The sequence below is a fragment of the Gracilibacillus sp. HCP3S3_G5_2 genome, assembly GCF_052063305.1.
In the GTDB taxonomy this organism is placed as follows: domain Bacteria; phylum Bacillota; class Bacilli; order Bacillales; family Amphibacillaceae; genus Gracilibacillus.
The window spans coordinates 55,799-79,767 of sequence record NZ_JBQHXU010000008.1 but is presented as its reverse complement, the minus strand read 5'-3'; the positions used below and the strand labels follow the sequence as shown (position 1 = coordinate 79,767).

Annotated in this window: 18 protein-coding genes and 1 other annotated feature; of the genes, 3 read left to right on the top strand and 15 right to left on the bottom strand. The window is 36.8% G+C overall.

Annotation, left to right across the window (positions count from 1 at the left end):
- Positions 1–152: 152 nt before the first annotated feature.
- From ACTNEP_RS12870 to ACTNEP_RS12855, 4 genes are all read right to left on the bottom strand, one after another.
- Positions 153–1,010 (bottom strand): MBL fold metallo-hydrolase, encoded by an 858-nt coding sequence (locus tag ACTNEP_RS12870; protein ID WP_441162423.1) that lies wholly within the window; start codon positions 1,008–1,010, stop codon positions 153–155.
- Between the two features lie 130 nt (positions 1,011–1,140).
- Positions 1,141–2,145, bottom strand: a complete 1,005-nt coding sequence (locus ACTNEP_RS12865; RefSeq protein ID WP_441162422.1) for an AraC family transcriptional regulator — start codon at positions 2,143–2,145, stop codon at positions 1,141–1,143.
- Positions 2,146–2,201: 56 nt separating this feature from the next.
- Positions 2,202–3,461, bottom strand: coding sequence for a threonine ammonia-lyase IlvA (gene ilvA / locus ACTNEP_RS12860; RefSeq protein WP_441162421.1), 1,260 nt, complete (start codon positions 3,459–3,461; stop codon positions 2,202–2,204).
- A 90-nt stretch (positions 3,462–3,551) separates the two neighbouring features.
- On the bottom strand, positions 3,552–5,561 hold the full coding sequence (locus ACTNEP_RS12855; protein WP_441162420.1) for a beta-galactosidase: 2,010 nt from the start codon (positions 5,559–5,561) through the stop codon (positions 3,552–3,554).
- Between the two features lie 238 nt (positions 5,562–5,799).
- Here ACTNEP_RS12855 and ACTNEP_RS12850 point away from each other — a divergent pair, with 238 nt between their 5' ends.
- A complete protein-coding gene (locus tag ACTNEP_RS12850; protein ID WP_441162419.1) occupies positions 5,800–6,240 on the top strand; it encodes a PH domain-containing protein in 441 nt (146 codons plus the stop codon).
- 99 nt (positions 6,241–6,339) lie between these two features.
- Here the strand turns inward: ACTNEP_RS12850 and ACTNEP_RS12845 are convergent, their stop codons facing one another.
- The 8 genes from ACTNEP_RS12845 to ACTNEP_RS12810 all read right to left on the bottom strand — a co-directional run bounded on the left by ACTNEP_RS12845 (position 6,340) and on the right by ACTNEP_RS12810 (position 14,707).
- Positions 6,340–6,735, bottom strand: coding sequence for a VOC family protein (locus tag ACTNEP_RS12845; RefSeq protein WP_441162418.1), 396 nt, complete (start codon positions 6,733–6,735; stop codon positions 6,340–6,342).
- Positions 6,736–6,808: 73 nt separating this feature from the next.
- Positions 6,809–7,585 (bottom strand): class I SAM-dependent methyltransferase, encoded by a 777-nt coding sequence (locus tag ACTNEP_RS12840; protein WP_441162417.1) that lies wholly within the window; start codon positions 7,583–7,585, stop codon positions 6,809–6,811.
- A gap of 51 nt (positions 7,586–7,636) precedes the next feature.
- Complete coding sequence (locus ACTNEP_RS12835) at positions 7,637–8,614, bottom strand: tyrosine-type recombinase/integrase (protein WP_441162416.1); 978 nt, start codon at positions 8,612–8,614, stop codon at positions 7,637–7,639.
- A 582-nt stretch (positions 8,615–9,196) separates the two neighbouring features.
- Entirely contained in the window at positions 9,197–9,595 is a 399-nt protein-coding gene (locus tag ACTNEP_RS12830) for a GyrI-like domain-containing protein (protein WP_441162415.1), read from the bottom strand.
- 217 nt (positions 9,596–9,812) lie between these two features.
- A complete protein-coding gene (locus ACTNEP_RS12825; RefSeq protein WP_441162414.1) occupies positions 9,813–10,736 on the bottom strand; it encodes a manganese-dependent inorganic pyrophosphatase in 924 nt (307 codons plus the stop codon).
- A 74-nt stretch (positions 10,737–10,810) separates the two neighbouring features.
- Positions 10,811–12,055 (bottom strand): glutamate-5-semialdehyde dehydrogenase, encoded by a 1,245-nt coding sequence (locus ACTNEP_RS12820; protein WP_441162413.1) that lies wholly within the window; start codon positions 12,053–12,055, stop codon positions 10,811–10,813.
- The gene (proB, locus tag ACTNEP_RS12815) at positions 12,048–13,175 is read right to left on the bottom strand and encodes a glutamate 5-kinase (protein WP_441162600.1); all 1,128 of its coding nucleotides are present in this window, start codon (positions 13,173–13,175) and stop codon (positions 12,048–12,050) included. Before proB ends, ACTNEP_RS12820 begins: the two co-directional genes overlap by 8 nt.
- 187 nt (positions 13,176–13,362) lie before the next feature.
- Positions 13,363–13,585 (bottom strand) — a binding site (T-box leader).
- A 45-nt stretch (positions 13,586–13,630) separates the two neighbouring features.
- Positions 13,631–14,707, bottom strand: a complete 1,077-nt coding sequence (locus ACTNEP_RS12810; protein WP_441162412.1) for a branched-chain amino acid aminotransferase — start codon at positions 14,705–14,707, stop codon at positions 13,631–13,633.
- A gap of 136 nt (positions 14,708–14,843) precedes the next feature.
- Here ACTNEP_RS12810 and ACTNEP_RS12805 point away from each other — a divergent pair, with 136 nt between their 5' ends.
- Positions 14,844–15,575, top strand: coding sequence for a CBS domain-containing protein (locus ACTNEP_RS12805; protein WP_441162411.1), 732 nt, complete (start codon positions 14,844–14,846; stop codon positions 15,573–15,575).
- Between the two features lie 79 nt (positions 15,576–15,654).
- Here ACTNEP_RS12805 and ACTNEP_RS12800 read toward each other — a convergent pair whose 3' ends face one another.
- Positions 15,655–17,151, bottom strand: a complete 1,497-nt coding sequence (locus ACTNEP_RS12800; protein WP_441162410.1) for a glutamate synthase subunit beta — start codon at positions 17,149–17,151, stop codon at positions 15,655–15,657.
- A 16-nt stretch (positions 17,152–17,167) separates the two neighbouring features.
- Positions 17,168–21,721 carry a glutamate synthase large subunit gene (gltB, locus tag ACTNEP_RS12795; protein ID WP_441162409.1) on the bottom strand — a complete coding sequence of 1,518 codons (4,554 nt, stop codon included), beginning with the start codon at positions 21,719–21,721 and terminating at the stop codon, positions 17,168–17,170.
- 127 nt (positions 21,722–21,848) lie between these two features.
- Between gltB and ACTNEP_RS12790 the strand changes: the two genes are divergently transcribed.
- Positions 21,849–22,751 (top strand): LysR family transcriptional regulator, encoded by a 903-nt coding sequence (locus ACTNEP_RS12790; RefSeq protein ID WP_441162408.1) that lies wholly within the window; start codon positions 21,849–21,851, stop codon positions 22,749–22,751.
- Between the two features lie 223 nt (positions 22,752–22,974).
- Here the strand turns inward: ACTNEP_RS12790 and ACTNEP_RS12785 are convergent, their stop codons facing one another.
- Positions 22,975–23,871, bottom strand: coding sequence for a 5'-3' exonuclease (locus tag ACTNEP_RS12785; RefSeq protein WP_441162407.1), 897 nt, complete (start codon positions 23,869–23,871; stop codon positions 22,975–22,977).
- Between the last annotated feature and the right edge of the window lie 98 nt (positions 23,872–23,969).

Here is a 23,969-nt window from a genome sequence, read left to right as displayed (position 1 = left end):
TTATTGTCCTTTTTTGCACTAACAGTGTCAACACAATAAAGTGAGACGATGATCTTGGCTGTTGCAGACGTTTAGCACCGTGAAAAATATAAAAAAACCTATGACAAAAAGACAAAAACTTTTTGTTCATAAGTTTTTTCATGGTATTTTGCTTAATGGATATTTTTGTCTACATACTTCCCGTAGTCAGGAATTGCGATTTGCTCAAATTCATTTGCCAGTTTTGCTAAGCCATTTGTTAACCATTCACCAGAGAGGGGGACACCATGCCCCGTTACAGCAACATCGGGCTTTAATTCGGCTAATTTCTTTACTGATTGCTTTGCTGCCTTCCAATCGGTTGTTAAATATCTTGGTGGTCCGCTTATTTCCTTTTGTTGTGTAAGTACTTTAAAAAGATCTTCCTGTTTTACGGCCACAAATGCATCGCCAGCCAGTAAGGTTCTATCTTTTTCCCTAAAAAAAGAAACATGTCCAGGTGTATGTCCCGGCGTATGGATCCAGCGAAAATCAGGCATGTGCGGAACAGTTCCATCAGCTGAAAGCGCCTCAATGTTATCACCTAAATCAATCGGTTCATTAGGGAACATTGGCGACATTTTCGCTATCACACCACCCTCTACAGTAGCATCTGGTTCTGGGTAAGCTTTCTTTCCGGTTAAGAATGGTAATTCTTCTGGATGAGCATATACCGGAACGTTCCAGTGCTTTACTAATTCTACGGCAGCTCCTACATGGTCAAAGTGACCATGAGTCAAGATAATTGCTTTCGGTTTACTATTTGATCCGAAGCGTTCCTCTGCTACAGATATAATCTCCTCTGCTGAACCTGGCATTCCTGCATCTACTAGTACAAAATCCTTCGTATCTGGATTTCCTACTAATATAATATTGACAATTTGAATGGTGTGACAAAGTATGTCAGGTACTATTTGAGTACTTACGCCACTTCCTATTGATGTTGCAGGAATGTGATGATAATCTTTTCCATAATTCATTTCCTGATCCATTTTTGTCCTCCTTTATCATAAGTAGCCTTCATCTTATTGTTCCGTTGATTGGTCATCCTATTTACATATATATTGAAAAGTTTTATCGTTTAAAAAATCAGGGATAAATCACCAAATTAAAAAAATGCAGTTAATCTTGTTTGATTAACTGCATTTTATAGGCCTTAGGGGTCATTCCATATTTATTTTTGAAGAGCCGGTAAAAATAGCTGATATTTTCGTAACCAACTTCTTCAGCAATTGACTGCATTGATAGATCACTATATACTAATAAATTCTTTGCCATGAGAAGCCTTTTTTCTTGAACTAAATCTTTAAAATTTTGATTAGTCAAAGCCTTTATTTGTTTACTTACCCAGTAAGCCGTTTGATTGACGCGATTAGCTAATGCCTGTAAGTTAGCTTCCTGATAATGTTCTTCAATATATCGAAAGACCTCTGTTAAAAAGGCGTGATGCTCTGATTTTAAAGAGTTTTGATTGGTTTGATTTTTTTGTTCAATAAGTTCAATAATAAGTAAACCCATTAAAAATTTAATCTTCGTTTTCGATAAAATCGATTCTTCCATCATTTCTTTCAGCAGCTGGTTCATAATATCTTGAATACGATCAGAATCGGAAACCGGATAATACAAATATTCTCCTTTTTTCGTATAATCGAACATGCTATTCATCAAGAAATGAAGCATTTGACTTTGAATGAAACCTGTCGATAAATGAGATAAAATATAATCAAAAAAGCCAGGATGGATAATAAAATTAATAATGATATCTTCTTCTTCACACGCTTGAAGCTCATGTTCAATATATTGGTTGAGGAGTAAAATGTCACCTTGTTTCAAAGTAATCGGTTCATTGGCAACCTTTTGATGGAATTTTCCGTGAAATACATAATTCATTTCAATATAGTCGTGAGAGTGCCTTGGAAAGTCAATATAGCGTGGATGCTTGCGAATCATTATTAAATTATCTTCTAGGAACTTCTCGCTTTGAATAACAAAATCAGAGGTAAGGTTGGTATAAATCTTCTTATTCACTGCTTGGTTACCTTCTAGTATCGCACGCTCTTCTTCTGTTTCCTTCATTAATTCCTGAAATAAAAAAGTATCCAAATCACGCACCTCCTTTTGGCGCACAGCCGAATCTCCTAAATAAAGTGAAGAACAGGAAGCGGACAAGTCGCTTCCTGTTCTCAAATTAATAAGTGAAATAGTTGTTCATCTTTATTAATTTCGATGAAGGTGAACCCTTTTTTCTCCATACGTGAAATAATTTGATGGTAATCTTCTGCATGCTCTAACTCGATACCGACCAGAACAGGACCTTTATCACGGTTATTCTTCTTTGTATATTCGAAACGGGTGATGTCATCATTCTTACCCAAGACCTCATCCATAAATTCACGTAATGCTCCTGCACGCTGTGGGAAATTAACAATAAAATAATGTTTATATCCCTCATAAATTAAAGAACGTTCTTTAAATTCTTGCATTCGGTCAATGTCATTGTTCCCGCCACTAATAACACAGACAATATTTTTCCCTTTAATTTCATCACGGTAATAATCAAGCGCAGATACAGGCAATGCTCCTGCAGGTTCCGCTACAATCGCGTTTTCATTATATAAATCTAATAACGTCGTACATAGCTTTCCTTCTGGAACTATTGCAATATCATCGATAAATTCTTTGGCAATATCGAATGAAATATCGCCTACACGCTTCACACTTGCTCCATCAACAAATTTATCGATCTTATCTAGTTTAACGACTTGATTTTTTTCAAGAGCTGCTTTCATGGAAGCAGCACCTTCTGGCTCTACACCAATGATTTTAGTTTCTGGACTGATACTATTTATGTAGGAACCAACACCAGAAATTAATCCGCCGCCTCCAACTGCCATAAAGATATGGGAAATTGGTTCCTCCATGCTATCTAATATTTCCAAACCGATGGTGCCTTGACCGGTAATTGTTCTTGTGTCATTAAATGGGTGAATAAACGCTGCATGGTGTTCATTACAGTATTCCATTGCCTGATCAAATGAATCATCAAAAGTATCACCGGTTAAACGGATTTCTACAAAAGGACCACCGAAAAATTCAACTCGGTTCACTTTTTGCCGTGGTGTTGTACTAGGCATAAATATGACACCTTTTACTCCTAGTGCTTTACAAGAATATGCAACACCTTGTGCATGATTTCCGGCGCTGGCACAAACAACACCGTTTTCTAATTCTTCTTTCGTTAAGCCTTGCATCAGATTATATGCTCCACGAATTTTAAATGAACGTACAACTTGTAGATCTTCTCTTTTCAAATAGACATTACAATCATATTTTTCGGATAGAATTGGATCTCGTTGCAATGGAGTTTTCACCACAACATCTTTTAATACTTGATTAGCAATAATAATATCTCTCACTTGAATTGGATTGACTTTTGTACTCATGATAAGAACCCTTCCTACTTCAATTGTTAGATTTATACTAACATAAAGAAACAGAATATTAAATAAATTTATTCATTTAATAAGTGATTTTTAGTAAACGAGTATCGCTAGATCAGTATTTCCAACAGTGATAGCATGTGACACCTGCTTGTCTTGTAAACAATCCCAGTAGTTCACATCTTCCTTTAAATCTATCATCACTGGATCCGTATTATGGTTGAGAATAAATAAGTATGTCTTGTCCTCAGCTACGCGCTCCACGATTTCAACATTTTTTGGAGCGTCTAGCGGGGCACTAACCTCAATCTGTTGTAAAATACCGTTAAATAATTGAGCGAGGTAATCATCAGTCGTCTTGGTACCAATATAAATCGAACTACCTTGACCGTAGCGATGAATAGTGACGGCAGGATAGTCTTGATACCAATTTTCTTTAAATGTGGCGATCGCTCGCGCACCTTCTAATTGAATGATGTCAGCCCATGTATGGACGATAGATTTTTCTCCATTAGCTACAATCGTATTTGTTTCATCATCAGCCATAGGGGCAAACTCTTCCACTGTTATGCCTAAAAGTGACCTTAATGGCGCAGGGTAGCCACCTAGATGAATATGATCTAGTTCATTAGCGATTCCACTAAAAAAGCTTACTACTACTATTCCTCCATTTTCCACAAATTGCTCGAAATTCTTTTCTTCTCCATTTCGTACCATGTATAACATCGGTGCTACGACTAATCGATAATTCTCCCAATCTCCATTTGGTTCAACGAAATCAACAGCAATGTTATTTTCATAGAATACACGATAATATTGATAGACTTGATCCAAGTATGACAATTTATTATGAGGTTTCCCTTCATGCTCCACTGCCCACCAATTTTCCCAATCAAAAACAATCGCTACTTTTGCAGTACCTCGTGCACCTGCTAATCCTTTCAATCGTTTAAGTTCATTTCCTAATTGCTTTACTTCTTGATAAACTCTACTATTAGGATCATTGGAGTGAGGAACCATAGCACCATGAAACTTTTCTGCACCTGCTCTTCCTTGACGCCATTGAAAGTACATCACTCCGTCTCCACCACGTGCAACAGTAGAATAGCTCCATAATCTCATTTCACCAGGTTTTTTTGTCAGATTAATGTCTCGCCAATTCACATGCGACGTAACCTGTTCCATTAAATAAAAAGGCTGTCCTTTTTTTAAACTACGCATTAAATCATGATGCATAGCATGTCGATAAGGTATCCCCTCTCTCGGATCCGGATACGAATCCCATGTAACAAGATCCAGCTCTTTTGCCCATTGAAAATAATTCAGTGGTTTAAATTCATACATAAAATTCGTGAATACTGGTACATCAGGGGTAATATCCCTTAATACCTCTTTCTCAATTTTATATAAATCTAATATTGCATCATTCATAAACCGTTTATAATCTAATTTTTGACTCGGATTATAAAAAGTAGGTAAATTAACGGGAAATTGAATTTCATCCCACTCATTATATCGTTGGCTCCAAAAGTTCGTTCCCCACTTTTGATTAAGGTTTTCTATAGTTTGATAACGATTTTTAAGCCACTCACGAAAAGCCAGTAAACTTTCATCACTGTAACACTCTGACAGGTGACAGCCGTACTCATTGTTAATATGCCACATCTTTAATGCAGGATGGTCCTTATATCTATTAGCCATTTCCGTAACCATTTGTTTTACCGCATAACGAAACCGCTTACTATTAGGGGAATAATGTTGCCGAGAACCAATCTGATAAGGTACGCCATTCTCTTGTACGGCCAATACCTCTGGATATTGCTTAGATAGCCATGCCGGTGGTGACGCTGTTGCTGTCGCCAAAGATACACCCACTCCGTGATTATGTAAAATATCCAATACTCTATCTAACCAACTAAAATCAAACTTCCCTTCTTCTCGTTCCAGGACAGACCAGCTAAATATTGCTACGGAAACAAGATTTACTCCTGCTTCCTGCATTAACTTTGCATCTTCTAACCAAACACGTTCGTCCCATTGTTCCGGATTGTAATCGCCTCCAAATGCAATATCTGGCATTACTTCTGTTATTCTCTTAACCATTCGCTACACTCCCACAATTATTCTCTCTTTATAGCTAATACGTACATCTTATAAGAAAACGTAATCATTATCAACTATTAAAGATGGAAAGTTTCTTAAGGCTGTTTTCGTAAACTTTGTTGTTTTTAAGGTAATAGTTCATGTTACAATAGGTTTGTGGAAAAAATGATTAATTGAAGAATGAAACCTTTTTAATTAATTAGCCGTAAGTAGGCTTTAATAAAGGAGTGATTATTCAATGATTTTCCATTCAAAAGTAGATAGTTTTTTCATAACTTTTATATCCATAGGAGTTTTAATAATAGGTGGTGTAACGCTTTTACCCACGTTCATTGATAAAGAAGCATCAATATCTATCATTATTATGATGTCTGCTACCTTTATTATTTCAGTAGGTTTTATATTATGGACAGCCTTTTCTATTAAGTATGTTTTTTATGAAGAGTATCTCTTAGTAAAAGGCGGTCCTTTCAAGAGTAAAATCCCTTATCAATCTATTACAAAAACTACTCCAACGAACGATATATATACTGGTTATCGAATTTTATCATCTAAGAACGCGCTTGAATTATTTTACAAGTCAGCAATTTGGGGTAGCGTTAAGATTTCACCAAAGAATAGAAGTGAATTTATCACCGAGTTAAAAAAACGATGTCCAAACGCAAATATTCAAGGATAAACTTTATTAAAGCAATGGATACTGTATACTCCCCCTCAATTAGGACTTCCACAATTAAGTAGTTTACGATGATATTGGCAACGATTTGTAGTTTTTTCGTCATGATAGCATTTCTTCAAATAAGTCCAGTTTGTTTCCATAGAGATCTTCAAAACCAACACCTATACCTCCTGGTACTGCTACAGGCTCGCCATAGAAAAGGACACCTTTTGCTTTCATATCTAAGTAAGTCTTGTTAATGTCATCCACCTTAAACATCAATAATACCTGACCTGCAGCTTGTCTGCCTACAAGCTGTTTTTCTTCGGTAGTTACAGCTTCAAGCAATTCAATCACAACCTCACTATGTAAAGAAGGTGCTACCGTTAGATAACTCCATTCTTCCGTAAACTGCTCTTCATCTCGAATAATAAAACCTAATTTGTCCGTGTAGAATGCTTTTGCTTCTTCTTTGTCTTTTACAAAAAGGCTAATCTGACAAATGCTCTTAATCATAAAATCACTTCATCTATGTCTTTGTTACTTTCTTTTATATCATAGAATGATCACGTGGAATTCTTTTATATTGCTATGTCACCTCGATAACACCGTAGTGAAATAAAGAGGTTTTTCGTTTAAACTGGATAAACCCATACCGAACAAAGCGATCGCTTCTCCAATGATCCTTCAAAACCACACGCTGTCTGGCAACTCTTTTCGCCTCTTCTATTACTTCAGCTGTTAGATCGTCTCCAAGAGCATTTGCTCGAATTGGATTAAAACCACTTGCTGAATTAATTGCTTCAGGAAACATTGGATCAAAATAAACGACATCAAAAGCATTTGATTTTTGTTGTTGTAAATATTGCAAATGCTGAACATGCTTGATTTTAATCCTTCTCATTGCCTGGTTGATCTTTTCAATGGGACTGTTAAATGTCTTTAAACCCTCATTCACTACGATGTAAACAGCTTTACTAGCTTCTAAACCAATCACTAATCCATTGGAGCCTACCACCAAACTGGCAATAAGACTATCAGAAGCAAACCCCAGCGTACAATCTAATAAAGACATACCATTTTTTAATTTAGCTGCACTGACAAATGGATCTTCTTCCTTCATTAGAAGTCGTTTTGCCCGAATCATTGCCATATTTGGATGAAAAAAGAGTTTGTTATGCTCATTTAAAGGAGAAATAAATAAGCGATCCTTCCCAGTAACGATGATGTCCGCTTGATGAATCCCTTTCAATGTCTCGATCGATCGTCCATTTCGTTCTACATAGGGGACGTTATACATATCAGATAATCGTTGGGCGGCTTGAATAAGTTGAGGTGTTACACGACCTGCTGTAGTTATGATCATTTACTTCTTTCCTGTTCTTTAGAATATTTGTATCATGACTTCACAAAAGATTTATTGAAAAAATCGAGATACATCTTTATTATTCATAGCTTGTTGCTTTTGTTTATTATTAACATGGGTATAAATTTGTGTTGTATTCAAATTCGTGTGCCCCATTAATTGCTGGATTGTCACTAAGTCTGTCCCTTCTCGCACCATTCCCGTGCCGAATGTATGTCGCAATTTATGAGCCGAAAGTTTCTTTTGTTCTAAGTATGCATATCCAGGTTGCTGTTTTAACCGTTCAAATGTCTCCTCTGTAATTTCCTGTATTCTCCTTCTCGAAATTCGACTTCCCCTTTTTGATAGGAAAAAAGCATTTCTATCCTTTGCTTTTGGTGTAGGACGAAACATTCTTTCATATTCTAACAGTAATTCATATAACGGGAAAGGAAGTGGAATATATCGGGTTTTATTTCCCTTTCCTAGCACTTCAATACCTGGCTCTTTTGGATCCCGAATAATATCTTGTAGGTTTAAATGGTGAACTTCTGCTACCCTTAAACCAGCTAAACTCATTAACATCAATATACATTTATTTCGAATATGATACTCATTTGGTGCAATAGAGGATAGAAAAAGCTCCAATTCTTCATCATTTAAATAGATGGGCAGTCGCCCTTTTTCTTGCTTTGCCATCTCTACTTCTTGTGCAGGATTGTATGTAAGTAATTCTGCTTTTATGAGAGATTTATAAAATGTACGAAGTGCCATCAACCTTCTGTTCCGAGTAGACTTAGCAGCATTTCGATGCTGTTTCCTGAGGAATGTCGCAATTTCTCGTTTAGACACTGTTTCTAACGCAAGCCTCACTGATCGTTGTTGATGAAGGTATAACAAAAATAATTTTGTATCATGAAAATAAGATCGAATCGTGAATTCCGAATAGCCTAAATCCTCTAAGTATGTATGTAATATATCTAACTCTTCTTCATAATGCGTAAGAATAAGCTTTTCTAATTCTGCATGATATTCTTTAGATGTATTCAATGCTGTGGCTCCTTTTTTAGCTAAACTGATATCAATATGATACTACAATTTTATCGTAATCGCACATAATAATAATTATATGCGGTTAATTGGTATAATAAGGTACCTGTTTTTTAACGAAAATGATGGATAAATTCCATTCATATTTCATGCTTCTAGAAGCGATTTTAAGACACTTTATGTAAATGATGGATCACTAATAGTAGATTATTTCGTCTGGAGGTCCTGGTTTTCGGATAAAAATCATGTGAATACTAGATCAGTAAGGATTTAATTGTAGTCAAACAATAGAAAATAACAATAAAGAGCATGATCCAAGAAATACCTATGAAATAGAAGTTTCATTAGCTCTTTATTAACTGTGAGAAAAAATTAGCGATAGATAGCCGATACATCCTTATATTTAGCGGGAGCCAGAATAGTAGACAAGAGGGAATTTTTTGAAAAAAGATATTAGTTTAAGCTGAATGCGGCGTCATCATCACGGTGCAATCTGGCGTATAGTTACCCGCTGAGAGAATTCTCACTAATGTGCTTTATGATGTTGGATATTATTCTTTCATAATCCCTTTTTTAGTTTCTTTAGTCACTTGAAACCGCAATATGTATTTCAACATTACCATTTGGAAGATATTTTTCAAAATCAACAGAATAGACACGTTCTAGCTTACCTGACTTCTCTAATTCCCATATCTTTTGCCATGCTTTTAAAATACCACCATCATCAGGCGATGTGACTTTAAATATTTGATAATCTCCTGGATTCGAAATAAGAATACTTCCGTTTTTATCTTCAATTCCAACACCTAACGAATAATCACCCATAAAGTCACTTTCGTAATCATAGTAAACGCCATAAATGGTATCCTTTTTTCCTTCTAATTTTCTATATACTTCCTTCCACATATGTTGGATCTTCTCCATCATTTGCTTATCCTTAAAATTATTGGTCCGAATGTTAACAAGCAATTCAATTCTCATAATTTTCCCACTCCTTTTATAAAATAAGACTTTCCTTTAAGGAAACTATTAACACTTTGATAATATCATCCTTATTCTATTACGCAAATTAGAAGAAAAATAGTTTCGGAAATTCATCGATAAGGCAGTTCTAAATCAAGCCTTTATATATTCTTTTTACTACTTAAAAAGAGATGCCAGGCATTTATTATGTCTGACATCTCTGTATTATTATCTCTTAGAATACATTTTGCAAATTTGGGACTACTTGTTTCTTACGTGATACAACACCTTTCAAGGTAGCTGTCTTGTTTTCAAGTTTCACATCAAATGCCTCAGCAACCTTATCTTCTGCCTCACCTACTGAAAGTACGACAGAGTCATTGTTAAGTATGTCCGTAATAACGAAAACAAATAGTTTTAAACCTTTATCAGCTACTGTTTTTTCAATAGCTGGCTCTATTTTGTCTCGTAACGCTAGGACATCATCCACTTCAATAGTGTTTACTTGTGCGATTTCCACTTTATTCCCGTTCATATCGAATTCCTTTGCATCCAAGGAAATTAATTCTTCTGCTGATTTGTCGCTGATATCAGCACCTGCTTTTAGCATTTCAAGGCCATATTTTTCAGCATCTACACCTGCAATTTCCGCCAATTCTTGCGCAGCCGCAACATCTTGATCCGTACATGTTGGCGACTTGAATAAAAGCGAATCAGATATTATTGCAGAAAGCATTAATCCGGCAGTTTCCTTTTTAATATTCACTTCGTGCTCTTTATATAATTTATTCAGAATAGTAGCTGTACATCCAACTGGCTCAGCACGATAATATAAGGGATCTTTTGTTTCAAAGTTGGCAATTCGATGATGATCGATTACTTCCAAAACTTGTACGCGATCAAGATCATTGGCACTTTGCTGACGCTCATTATGATCGACTAAAATAACCTGATCTACTTCATCGGAAACATTCTCCACCATTCTAGGGGAGGATTGGTTGAAATGATCTAGCGCAAATTGTGTTTCATTGTTCACTTCACCTAATCGTACTGCTTCTACATCTTCTCCTAATGCTTGTTTAAGCTCAGCATATGCAATAGCTGAACAAATTGTGTCGGTATCTGGGTTTTTGTGTCCAAATATTAATGTTTTTGCCATTTTCATACTCCTTTATTTACCAAATGTTTATCTCCAATCCTATTATACAGGAATGAGATCGAAAGAAAAATAGTTTACTTCATTTGACCATTACCGTGTAATAAATATTTTGTCGATGTTAAAGCTTCTAATCCCATAGGACCACGAGCATGTAATTTCTGTGTACTTATACCAATTTCTGCACCGAAGCCAAATTCAAATCCATCCGTAAACCTAGTCGATGCATTATGGTACACAGCTGCTGCGTCTACCTGATTCATAAAGTTTATAACATTCTCATTATTTTCGGAAATAATTGATTCTGAATGATTCGTACCATATTTGTTGATATGATGAATCGCTTCTTGTACAGAATCTACTACCTTCATTGCAACGATATGATCTAAATATTCTGTTTCAAAATCCTCTTCTGTTGCCTCAATAATATTCTCTCCAGCAGACACCACAATGCTGTCTCCATGTATTTCAACTCCAGCTTCTTGTAATGCTATCACTAATTCAGCTAAATAATTTTCTGCCCATTTACGTTCTACTAAAATTGTTTCAATCGCATTACAAACAGAAGGCCTTTGAGTTTTCGCGTTTATTGCCACATCGATCGCCATTTCTTTGTTAGCTGTTTCGTCAATGAATAAATGACAATTTCCTGCTCCTGTTTCCAATACTGGTACAGATGCATTTGCAACTACCGTATCAATTAATTTTTTCCCTCCACGTGGTATCAATACATCGAGGTATTGATTTAATTTAAACATTTGCGACGCAGTCTCACGGCTTGTATCTTCAACAAGCTGTACGGCATCGACAGGTAATTCAGATTGTTTTAATGCATCATGAATAACCTTGACCAAAGCCGTGTTAGAATGTATGGCGGATGAGCTTCCTCTCAGCAATACGGCATTTCCTGTCTTTAAACAGAGACTCGCAGCATCAATTGTTACATTTGGTCTTGCTTCATAAATCATTCCTACCACACCAATTGGTACACGTGTCTTCTGGATTTTCAAGCCATTTGGACGTGTCCATTCTTCCATTATCTCACCAATTGGATCCTTTAATTCTGTCAATTGTATTAATGCATCTGCCATATCACTAATTCGCTCTTCATTCAAAATAAGGCGGTCAATTAATGATTCGTGCAAACCGTTATCACGACCATATACGATGTCTCGATTATTTTCGGCAATAATATATTCTTTTTGTTTTCTTAATTCCTCAGATATAAGCTTTAAAGCCTGATTTTTTTGCTCCGTCGTTTTAATGGCTAGTGCAACTGTTGTCTCGTTCGCCAACTTTGCTTTTTTGATTAAATCACTCATAATTATATGCCTCCTCTAATGATATTACGAGTCGATCACGATGAATCACTTCTGGTCGCTTGCTGGAAGATTGTTCCATCGCAACTTGACTGGATTCCCCTTTAATTTTGATCAATTCTTCTGAAGAATAATTCACTTGTCCCTTTGCTATCACTTTATCTTCAAAAATAATATCGACTACGGCTCCGACTTGAAAGTCACCATCTACCCATTTAATTCCAGCAGGCAACAAGCTTTTTCCTTGATACATTATTGCCTCGCTTGCTCCTTTATCAACGTGTAGTTTCCCTGATATGTCAGAGTGAAAAGCAATCCATTGTTTCTGTTTACGGTAACTATTAGGTAAATCTTCACCTATATACGTGCCATCACCTTGATTTTGCATGATACGAATTAATTTATCCTCGCTCTCACCTGTTCCGACAAACACTTTCACTCCAAGGGAAAGCGCAGTTTTTGCTGCCAGCAGTTTAGATTTCATACCTCCAGTTCCGAATTTGGATCCAGATTCATGCTTCGTTTGCTGCAAAATATCTGCAGATAACCTTTTTAAACGGTGGTACTTTTGGGCAGTAGGGTCTGTTTTAGGGTTTTTGTCATAAAGCCCATTTATATCCGTTAACATTATTAAGTAATCTGCATGTACTAGTCCACTTACTAGTGCCGATAACATATCATTATCGCCAAAAGTTAATTCATCAATTACCACGGTATCATTTTCATTAATAATTGGGACTACATCACGCTTTAATAATTCCGTCAAAGTCGAATAGACATTACTATACTGCGTTTCATTACTAAACACATCTTTCGTTAACAGAAGTTGAGCTGTAACCATATTGAAATGTCGAAATTCATCTGTGTAAGCTTGAATAAGTAATCCTTGCCCTACTGCTGCAGCAGCCTGTTTGCCTGCAATCGTAACAGGTCTAGTTGGATAACCTAAATCTGAAAATCCAGCAGATACAGCACCAGAAGAAATCAATATTACTTCATAGTTTTGTCTTTTCAATGCAGCAATTGCTGCTGTATGCTCTTTTAATTTTATCAGGTCAAGACCACCATTTTTATTCGTTAGTGAACTACTTCCAATCTTAACTACAACACGCTGCTTCATTATACATCTCACGCCTTTATTCATTATAGTGCTATTGATATGATTGAGAGTGTAATAAATCTCAAAATCAGCAACCGGCATACAAAAGGTAGAAAGGCTAATAATCCAGTTACACTACCAATGCTCTTACTCAACCCTTATTCTTATTGAACTACTTGTGTAACAAAAAAGCTCTTTTCATCCTTATATTCTAAAGGACGAAAAGAGCTTTTTCCGCGGTACCACCTTTGGTTGAACATACTAATTCATCAAATGTTCCCCTTAACTCTTTAACGCAGAGTAACGATTAAGTTTATGCTTAACAGTTCATAGAGTAGGTTCATTAGTTTAGAGGGTGATGGAATTTTCCAGCCTATGAATTCCACTCTCTGATCACCATAACACTAATTACTGGCTCTAATCATTACTTTTTATTTATACAATATTATTATAGGAAATAGTTGCTCAAATCTCAAGTATTAATATTTTACTTTTACAATCCAATTAAATGGGTCTTTCTCTGTACCGTATTGGATACCTGTCAATGTATCATATAATCGTTTAGCAATTTCACCCGTTTCGCCATTATTGACGACCATTTTTTTCCCTTCCCAAGCAAGCTCCCCTACTGGAGATATAACAGCTGCTGTACCAGAGCCAAAAGCTTCCTCTAGTTCACCCTTTTGATAATGCTGATACAGCTCTTGCATCGTGATCCGACGTTCAACAACAGGTATCTCCCAATATTTCAACAATTGGATGACTGAGTTTCTCGTGACACCTTCAAGAATACTTCCGTTTAGTTCTGGTGTGACGACTTCCCCATTTATTTTAAAGAAGACGTTCATACTGCCGACCTCTTCTATATATTTTTTCTCCACACCATCCAACCATAATACTTGTGCATACCCTTCGTCAGCTACTTGCTCTTGAGCTTTCAAACTGGATGCATAATTTCCAGCTGTTTTCGCTTCACCAGTACCTCCTTTTACCGCACGAACGTATTGATCTTCAACGGCAATTTTAACAGGATTGATACCTTCTTCGTAATACGCACCAACTGGTGATAAAATGACAATAAATTGATAAGTGGCGGATGGAGCTACACCTAAATAGGGCTCAGTAGAAATAATAAATGGTCTAATGTAAAGAGAGGTTCCAGGCGCATCAGGTACCCACTCTTGATCGATCTGCACTAAATGTTTAATTGCGTTAATGGCGAATTCTTCCTCAATCTTCGGAATACACAATCTATCATTGGAACGATTAAGTCGTTCCATATTTTTATCCGGTCGGAATAACTGAATATTATTGTCTTTAGTGCGATATGCTTTTAACCCTTCAAATACTGTTTGACCATAGTGAAATACTATAGCTGCAGGATCTAGAACAAGTGGTTGATACGGCACAATTCTTGGGTTGTGCCACCCCTTATCTGGAGTATAGTCTTGAATAAACATATGATCGGTGAAGTATTTACCGAAAGCAAGTTGATCTGATTTTGGTTTTTCTTTTGGATTTTCGTTCTTAATATAAGTGATTGTATACTCTGACATAAAAAAGACTCCCTTATTTGAATGAATTCAATAATATTTCGGCAAAATAACCTATAGACTATATTTTATTACTAAACGACTAGTTATGACAACCATTAATTTTGAAAATTTTCTAATAATTAAAAGGAGTTATATCATGGGTTATGAACTTTCGGAACGGTTTGAAGCGGCATTTAACCAAATACATGATAAATTGTGTGATTATGCTGAAGAACATAATAATCATGCTTCTTTTACGGATGTATTGACAAAAGCTAAATTTAAGCATCATTTGATAAATCGTTATTATGATTTATTGAAACAATGCAGTAAGCTACGTAATGCAATGGTACATCGTAAAATTAAGGAGGACTTTTATATTGCAGAACCACATCTGGAAGTAGTTGAGGAATTAGAGCAGTTGGCAGTTCTCTTAGCAGAACCGCCAACTGCCTTATCCATCGCCTCACAGCCAGTTAAATATTTTTATTTAGACTCACCGATTAACCTTTTAATGGACTGCATGCAAGAAACGGGATTTTCTCAATATCCGATTTACCAAGGAGAAAAATTAACAGGACTTTTGACTGATGGAGATATTGCAAACTGGTTTGCAAACAATGCCAATCAGAAATCCCTTGGAATCAAACAGACAATTGGTGAAATATTCCAGATCAAAAGGAAGGAGAATACGAGGATTGTAAGCAAGGATTCAACAGTGATAGATATCGAAGCAATTTTTAGAGAATACGTAGAAAAAAATCAAAAAATAGAAGCAATTATCATCACGGAAACTGGTTCTGCAGCAGAACTACCATTAGGAATCATCTCCTCATGGGATTTAATTCGACTAAAAACATACAACTTCCCTTTACTCAAACATACGTAATATAAGGTTCAAAAAGGCGAAAGCATAAGATTTAATTATAAAGAAAAACCTACGCATTGCGTAGGTTTTTTGGTTGTATCTACATATTTGCAACGGACGGTAGGGCTGTTTCGCCCATTAGATACTGATCTACATGGTATGCTACTTCACGACCTTCATTTATTGCCCATACAATAAGGCTTTGACCGCGACGTGCATCCCCGGCAGCAAACACATGCTCTATATTTGTGCTAAAATCACCATATTCAGCTGCTACACGATTACGTTCTGTTTTTACATTAAAAGCATCTAATACTGGTTGCTCTGCTCCTTCAAATCCGATTGCAATTAAAACTAATTGTGCTGGCCATACCTTTTCTGTGCCAGGTATTTCCTCAAATACAAACATACCATTTTCATCACGGGTTTTCTTCATCTCAACGGTGTGAAGCTCTTTTAATTTGCCATTCTCATCCGTGACAAATTTCTTCGTTTGGATAGAATATTGACGAATGTCTTCACCATAGTATTCTTTCGCTTCTTTATGAGCATATTCCAAGCTGAACACTTGTGGATATGCTGGCCATTGATTCTCGTCTGAACGTTTTATTGGTAGCTGCGGGTGTTTACCGAACTGTGCGATACTTTTTGCACCTTGACGAAGTGCGGTTGCAATACAATCAGCACCAGTATCTCCACCACCAATAACAATGACGTCTTTCCCGTTAGCATCTAATTCTTCTTCTAATTTTACATTCTCATTTAGTATTTTTTCCGTTGCACTGGTTAAATAGTCCATTGCAAAGCGTACACCTTTACCTTCACGCCCTTCAATAGGCAGATCACGGTGTTTCTGCGCACCGGTACAAAGAATCACAGAGTCATAGTTCGCCTTTATTTCTTCTGCAGAAATATCTTTACCTACTTCCGTATTTAGAACAAATTCAATCCCTTCTTCACGAAGTAACTGAACGCGGCGTTCTACCACATCTTTATCTAATTTCATATTCGGAATTCCGTACGTTAAAAGACCCCCTGCGCGATCTGCGCGTTCATAAACCGTGACCTGATGTCCAGCTTGATTTAGTTGGTCTGCTGCTGCTAGACCAGCTGGTCCAGATCCAATAATAGCCACTTTCTTGCCTGTACGATGTGCTGGCACACGCGGCGTAATCCAGCCTTCTTCAAAACCTTTATCAATTATTTTTTGTTCAATATTTTTGATGGTTACCGCAGGATCATTTATCGCTACCGTACAAGATCCTTCACATGGTGCTGGGCAGACTCGTCCTGTAAATTCAGGGAAGTTATTTGTTTTCATTAAACGATCTAAAGCTTCTCTCCACTTGCCTTTATAAACTAAATCATTCCATTCTGGGATGAGGTTGTAGATAGGACAACCTGATGTTGCCCCATCAATATCCATTCCAATGTGACAGAATGGTGTACCACAATCCATACAACGTGCTCCTTGTACTTTTGCTACTTCATCAGAGAAAGGAGCAGAGTATTCTTTCCAATCATGAATTCTTTCTAATGGATCTCGTTCATTTGCCGTTTGTCTTTCGAATTCCATAAAACCAGTTGCTTTCCCCATACCTTCTGTCTCCTTTCTATTTAGTTATTACCTCTTCTGTTTGTACTGCCACAGTCATTTTGTTTTCTTTTTTCGCTGTGAATGCTTCATAGCGAGCTTCGTCCACTGATAAACCTTGAGCTTCAAACCAATCTATTTGCTTTAACATTAATTTGTAGTCTGTAGGGATTACTTTCACGAATTTTTTCACTTCATTTTCCCAATCTTGCAGTGTTACAGCTGCTTTATCACTATTGGTATATTCATAGTGATTCATGATTAATTCTTTTACTTCTTCCATTTCTTTACGATCTGTTAATTCTTCAAACTGCACTAAATCTGTATTGCACAAACGTTTAAAACGTTCAATATTATCTGGTTTCACATAGGCGATACCACCAGACATACCAGCAGCAAAGTTTTTACCTACGTTTCCGAGAATCACGACGCGACCACCTGTCATATATTCACAGCCATGATCACCAACGCCTTCCACCACGATTTTTGCTCCACTATTTCTTACCGCAAAACGTTCTCCCGCGTAGCCTTGAATATATGCTTCACCACTTGTCGCACCATAGAAGGATACGTTACCAGCAATTACATTGTTACCAGGATCAATGGTCGTTTTCTCAGAAGCACGTACAATTATTTTTCCGCCTGATAAGCCTTTCCCGACGTAATCATTTGCATCACCCGTTACTGTCAATGTCATACCCGAAGGAATAAAGGCACCAAAACTTTGTCCAGCTGATCCAATAAAATGAAGATTGATCGTATCCTCAGGTAAACCTCTTTCGCCATATTTCTTAGAAATTTCACTTCCAACAATGGTACCTACTACACGATCGGTATTTTTAATCGGGAATGATGCTTCTAAAGCTTCTCCTGAATCAATTGCTTTTTGTACAGTTGGTAATATATGTTTCATATCTAGTGATTGATCTAACTTATGATCTTGTGTTGTTGTATTAATGCGTGTTCCTTCTGGTTGGTGAAGAAGTGTTGTTAAATCTAAGTGTTTAGCTTTCCAATGTGCATTTGCACGCTCAGAAACTTCTAATATATCGGTTCTTCCAACCATCTCATCAATTGTTCGGAAGCCTAACTCTGCCATAATTTCACGAACTTCTTCTGCAATAAATGTCATGTAGTTCACAACATGATCTGGATTACCAGTGAATTTTTTTCGTAATTCCGGATTTTGCGTGGCTACCCCCACTGGACACGTATCATTATGGCATACGCGCATCATTACACATCCGATAACAACGAGAGGTGCTGTTGCGAATCCAAACTCTTCTGCTCCTAATAACGCAGCCATTACAACATCTTTACCTGTTAACAATTTTCCATCTGTTTCGAGAATTACTCTATCTCTCAGTCCATTTAACATTAAGGTTTGATGTGCCTCTGCAAGACCTAATTCCCATGGTAATCCTGCATGTTTAATACTTGTTTTTGGTGAAGCACCTGTACCACCATCATAACCAACAACAGAAATTACATCTGCGTTACCTTTTGCTACACCTGCAGCAATTGTGCCTACACCTGATTTTGCTACGAGTTTAACACTAATTCTTGCATCACGGTTCGCATTTTTTAAATCATGAATTAATTGTGCTAAATCCTCAATTGAATAAATATCATGGTGTGGTGGAGGGGAAATTAAGTCTACACCAGGTGTCGAGCCTCGAACATCAGCTACCCATGGGTAAACTTTCATACCTGGTAATTGCCCTCCTTCACCAGGCTTCGCACCTTGTGCCATCTTAATCTGCAATTCTTTTGCATTTACAAGATAATGACTTTTCGCACCAAAGCGTCCAGATGCTACCTGTTTAATTGCGCTGGAACGTAAGTCCCCGTTTTCGTCTCTACTGAAACGGTCAGGATCTTCGCCACCCTCGCCACTGTTACTTTTACCACCTAAACGGTTCATCGCAATAGCTAAGGCTTCATGTGCTTCTTTACTAATGGAACCAAAGGACATCGCGCCTGTTTTGAAACGTTTAACAATCGACTCAACAGGCTCCACTTCTTCGATAGAAATAGCATTCGACTTCTTAAAATCAAAAAGGTTTCGTAAAAAGCCGATACGCTCTTCGTTTGCTGCTTTAGAGAATTTTTTAAAAAGATCGTAATCACCACGACGACAAGCCCATTGCAATGTATAAATAGTAGTTGGATTAAAAGCGTGATGTTCTCCTACTTTACGCCATTGGAAATCACTACCTGATTCAAGAGATGCTTGAACAGCAGCTTGATATGCTTCATTATGGCGCTTTTCGGTCTCTTCTTGTATTACATCTAAGCCAATACCATCTATCTGTGATGCAGTACCAGTAAAATGTTCTTCGATTACCTTCTTACTAATACCGACTGCTTCAAATATTTGCGCACCACGGTAACTTTGCACTGTCGAGATACCGATTTTTGACATTACTTTAATGACGCCTTCTGTTGCTACACGAATAAATGTTTCTTGTGCCTCCTTTAGTGTCATCTTTAGACGATCATCTAAAATAGCTGTGGAGTATGTTTGGTAAACAAGGTATGGATGAATGGCATCAACACCATAACCCAGCATTGTAGCAAAATGATGAACTTCTCTTGCTTCACCGGTTTGAGCAATAATACTTGCTTTCGTGCGTATTCCTTCCCGTACCAAATACTGATGCAAGCCACTCACAGCGAGAAGAGTCGGAATCGATTTCTGGTTCGCATCCATATTTTTATCACTTAAAATGATAATATTGCTTCCTGCTTCAATTGCCTTTTTCGCTTGTTCAAACACACTATGAAGCGCTTTTTCCATATTATCTGTAAACAACGTTTCGATAAATTCTGATTGAAAACCTGCAATTTCATTGTTTGCTAGCTTTTCTATTTGTGTATTTGATAAAATCGGTGACGCTAAACGAATTCTGTTAGTTTTTGTTTTAGCTGGGTGTAGGATATCTCCCTCAGCACCTAGCCACGTTAACATCGATGTAACTAATTGTTCACGATAAGCATCGATTGGTGGATTTGTTACTTGTGCAAACAATTGTTTAAAATAGTTAAACAGACTTTGCGGACGTTCAGATAATACCGCTAATGGCATATCATTACCCATCGCACCAATTGGATCTTTTCCTTCTTCTAATAAAGGAAGAAGATATTTTTCGATGTCCTCGGTTGTATAACCAAATGCCTTTTGCTTTTGAAGAAGTTGTGGATCAATATAGTCATCATTTTTCGCTTCCACTTCTAATGGCACAATCTGATCCTCTAACCACTCTTCATAAGGATGTGCGCTTGCAATCTCTTCTTTAATTTCCTTATCTGAGATAATACGCCCTTCTTCTAAATCGATAAGAAGCATTTTGCCTGGACTTAAACGCTCTTTTAATAATACATTTTCTTCTTCATAGTCGACGACACCGACTTCAGAAGAATAGATAATATAATCATCTTTTGTTACATAATAACGTGCCGGACGTAAACCATTACGATCAAGAATTGCTCCGATTTGTTTACCATTCGTAAAAGTAATAGAGGTTGGCCCATCCCATGGCTCCATCATCATGCTGTGATATTGATAGAATGCGCGTTTTTTATCATCCATGTGCGGATTTTTCTCCCATGGTTCAGGAATTAGCATCATCGCAGCATGTGCCGGCTTACGGCCTGCCAATGTGAAAAATTCCAATGCATTATCTAAAGTAGCTGAGTCACTTCCACCACCATTAATAATTGGTAATACCTTCTCTAAGTCGTCACCAAATGCTTCTGATACAAATTGTTTTTCTCTTGCACGCATCCAATTAACATTTCCTCGCATCGTGTTAATCTCACCATTGTGAATGAGATAACGATTCGGGTGTGCTCTTTCCCAAGAAGGGAAGGTATTTGTACTAAAACGTGAGTGTACTAGTGAAAAAGCAGAGACAAAATCTTCATCTTGTAAATCTAGATAAAATTTGTCTACTTGATCAGGGGTTAATAAACCTTTATAAACAATCGTTCTGTTCGATAAACTTGGAAAATAAAAACGAATTCCTTGTTGATCCGCCCAATTTTCCGCTTGTTTACGAATAATGTATAATTTTCTTTCGAAAGCTAAGTCGTCTTTTAAATCATTCGCTGCTTCAATAAATACTTGATGAACAGTTGGCAATGTTTCGATTGCACCTTTACCAATATGTGTTGGATCTGTAGGGACATCTCTCCAGCCGATTAATTTTTGCCCTTCTAGTTCAATTAATTGATTAATTTTTTCTTTTGCTTGCTTTTGTTCATGTTCATTTTGTGACAAGAATAACATACCAACTCCATAACGTCCGACAGCTGGTAGTTGAAAGTCTTTACATTCTCTTCTAAAATATTTATCAGGGATCTGCACCATTAAACCAGATCCATCACCTGTCAGTGGATCGCTCCCTTGTCCACCGCGGTGTTCTAATTTACATAACATGTCTAAACCTTTTGTTACAATTTCGTGCGTTTGCTTCCCTTTTATATGCGCATACAAACCAATACCACAAGCGTCATGTTCAAAATCAGGATTATATAACCCTTGGGCACTAGGCAAGTCATGATACGTCATATATGTCGCCCCCATTCAATTTACTTTTAAGGTGTCTATTTCTATTGTAAGTTTTCTTATTGATCGAAACAATATATAATAAACATAACATTGTTCTAATTTTGATATATATTATGAGGTGAAACAAGTGGAATTACGTCAACTACGCTATTTCGTTGAAGTTGCAGAGCGTGAACATGTCTCTGATGCAGCTGCTGAATTACATGTTGCACAGTCTGCTATTAGTAGACAAATAGCTAATCTTGAAGCAGAGCTTGGTGTCGAACTATTTGAACGAGAAGGAAGAAATGTCCGCCTTACACATATAGGACGTATATTTCTAACTCATACCAAAACGGCATTAAAAGCAATTGATCATGCAAAAAAGCAAATCGATGAATACATCGATCCAGAAAGAGGCTCCATTAAAATTGGTTTTCCTACCAGTTTGGCAAGTAACCTATTACCTACAGTTGTTTCGGAATTTAAGAAAAAGCACCCTAAAATCGGCTTTCAGCTACGACAAGGTTCTTATAACTTTTTAATTGAATCTGTAGAAAACCGTGAAATTGATGTAGCTTTTTTAGGTCCTGTTCCTACCGAACATCCTGATATTTTAGGCGATGTCTTATTTACAGAAAATTTTTATGCACTAGTGCCAAATTCACACCCGTTAGCAGAACAGAGCAGTGTGGATTTGCGTGATTTACATGATGAAACATTTGTATTATTTCCGGAGGGATATATCTTACACCAACTCGTTATTGATGGCTGTGTGCAAGCAGGATTCACCCCAAATGTGTCATCTCAAGGGGAAGATTTAGATGCAATTAAGGGATTGGTAGCTGCAGGTATCGGGATCACATTGTTGCCGGAAAGTGCTTTCAATGATCTAAATCCATACTATAGCGCAAAAGTAGCGCTTCAAAATCCTGAATTAAAACGTACTGTTGGAATAATTATTCCTAAGAACAGAAAACTGGCCCCATCTGAACAAGTATTCTATGAGTTTATTAAAGAATTTTTCTCGATTTTACAAAGGTTTCAGTAAGTTATGAACTAGCTGGTGTTGGCTAGTCCATGGAATCCATTTAATCAGATATCTACTAGTGCTTCATTCAGTAACATTTTTCTTGTTTTGTTTGCCTTATATGTGATTATTTTGATTGCAAATAGATGGTTAAGAAAGAAAGAGTGTATGTAAGAAAAAATAATTAGTACTAAAACAAAAGAGCTAGCTTTTAGGCTAGCTCTTTTGTTTTATACTTTCATGATTATCTAGCTGCTTTCTCCCATAATTTATCCAACCAACGTCCAGGATTTTGGAATTCTAATTCATCGATTAGATACGTTCGAATATTTGTTAAATCATTGTTCCACACTGCTGTGTCTACTGAAAAAGCAAGGGGTACTTCTGTATGAATAGCAGCTAATTTTCGAGAGATTGCTAGATCGTCAGCATATTGCTCCAATTTCTTTTGCATACCTTTTGTTAAATTCTCTTTATCTGCTAACAAGTTGTCAATTGTTTCATATTGCATTAATAATTTTAAGGCAGTCTTTTCCCCTACACCTTTTACTCCTGGATAGTTATCAGATGAATCTCCCATCAATCCTTTTAGATCGATAATTTGTTTAGGAGTCAATCCCTTCTTCTCATAGAAGTTATCAGCATTAAAGACATCATAATTGCCTTGTCCTTTTTTCATGATAGCAATATTAATATTATCATCTACTAATTGCAACAGATCTTGATCACCAGTTACGACTGTCACTTGATGTTCTTTGTGCAGTTGTTTGGCAAGCGTACCAATACAGTCGTCCGCTTCAAATCCAGTAACTCCTACATTCGGAACTTGAAATGCTGTCACAATCTCTTTTGCCAAGTCAAACTGTGGTACAAGCTCTTCAGGAGGTGCATCACGGTTTGATTTATAGCTATCATATAACTCATTTCGAAACGTTTGGCTTCCCATATCCCAACAGCAAATAACGTGTGTTGGCTGAAAAGTTTCGATGGCATTGGTAAAATAATTCAAGAAACCAAACAACCCGTTTCTTGGAATGCCTTTACTATTGACCATAAAATTACCGGTAAATGCTGTTGCGAAAAATCCTCTAAACAATAATGCCATCCCATCTATAATAAGGATGTGAGATCTATCCGTCATTTTTTCACCCTCTAAGTTTAATTGATTTACTTCTTTTCATATAACTTGTATATTAAATGCTACAAGCGGATTTTGCAAGGTAAAGGAGAAACTGACAA

Bases quoted from the DNA above. Each gene is read 5' to 3' on its own strand.
- ACTNEP_RS12870 (WP_441162423.1), bottom strand. From the start codon at position 1,010: ATGGATCAGGAAATGAATTATGGAAAAGATTATCATCACATTCCTGCA.
- ilvA (WP_441162421.1), bottom strand. From the start codon at position 3,461: ATGAGTACAAAAGTCAATCCAATTCAAGTGAGAGATATTATTATTGCT.
- ACTNEP_RS12855 (WP_441162420.1), bottom strand. From the start codon at position 5,561: ATGGTTAAGAGAATAACAGAAGTAATGCCAGATATTGCATTTGGAGGC.
- ACTNEP_RS12850 (WP_441162419.1), top strand. From the start codon at position 5,800: ATGATTTTCCATTCAAAAGTAGATAGTTTTTTCATAACTTTTATATCC.
- ACTNEP_RS12845 (WP_441162418.1), bottom strand. From the start codon at position 6,735: ATGATTAAGAGCATTTGTCAGATTAGCCTTTTTGTAAAAGACAAAGAA.
- ACTNEP_RS12840 (WP_441162417.1), bottom strand. From the start codon at position 7,585: ATGATCATAACTACAGCAGGTCGTGTAACACCTCAACTTATTCAAGCC.
- ACTNEP_RS12830 (WP_441162415.1), bottom strand. From the start codon at position 9,595: ATGAGAATTGAATTGCTTGTTAACATTCGGACCAATAATTTTAAGGAT.
- ACTNEP_RS12825 (WP_441162414.1), bottom strand. From the start codon at position 10,736: ATGGCAAAAACATTAATATTTGGACACAAAAACCCAGATACCGACACA.
- ACTNEP_RS12820 (WP_441162413.1), bottom strand. From the start codon at position 12,055: ATGAGTGATTTAATCAAAAAAGCAAAGTTGGCGAACGAGACAACAGTT.
- ACTNEP_RS12810 (WP_441162412.1), bottom strand. From the start codon at position 14,707: ATGTCAGAGTATACAATCACTTATATTAAGAACGAAAATCCAAAAGAA.
- ACTNEP_RS12805 (WP_441162411.1), top strand. From the start codon at position 14,844: ATGGGTTATGAACTTTCGGAACGGTTTGAAGCGGCATTTAACCAAATA.
- ACTNEP_RS12800 (WP_441162410.1), bottom strand. From the start codon at position 17,151: ATGGGGAAAGCAACTGGTTTTATGGAATTCGAAAGACAAACGGCAAAT.
- gltB (WP_441162409.1), bottom strand. From the start codon at position 21,721: ATGACGTATCATGACTTGCCTAGTGCCCAAGGGTTATATAATCCTGAT.
- ACTNEP_RS12785 (WP_441162407.1), bottom strand. From the start codon at position 23,871: ATGACGGATAGATCTCACATCCTTATTATAGATGGGATGGCATTATTG.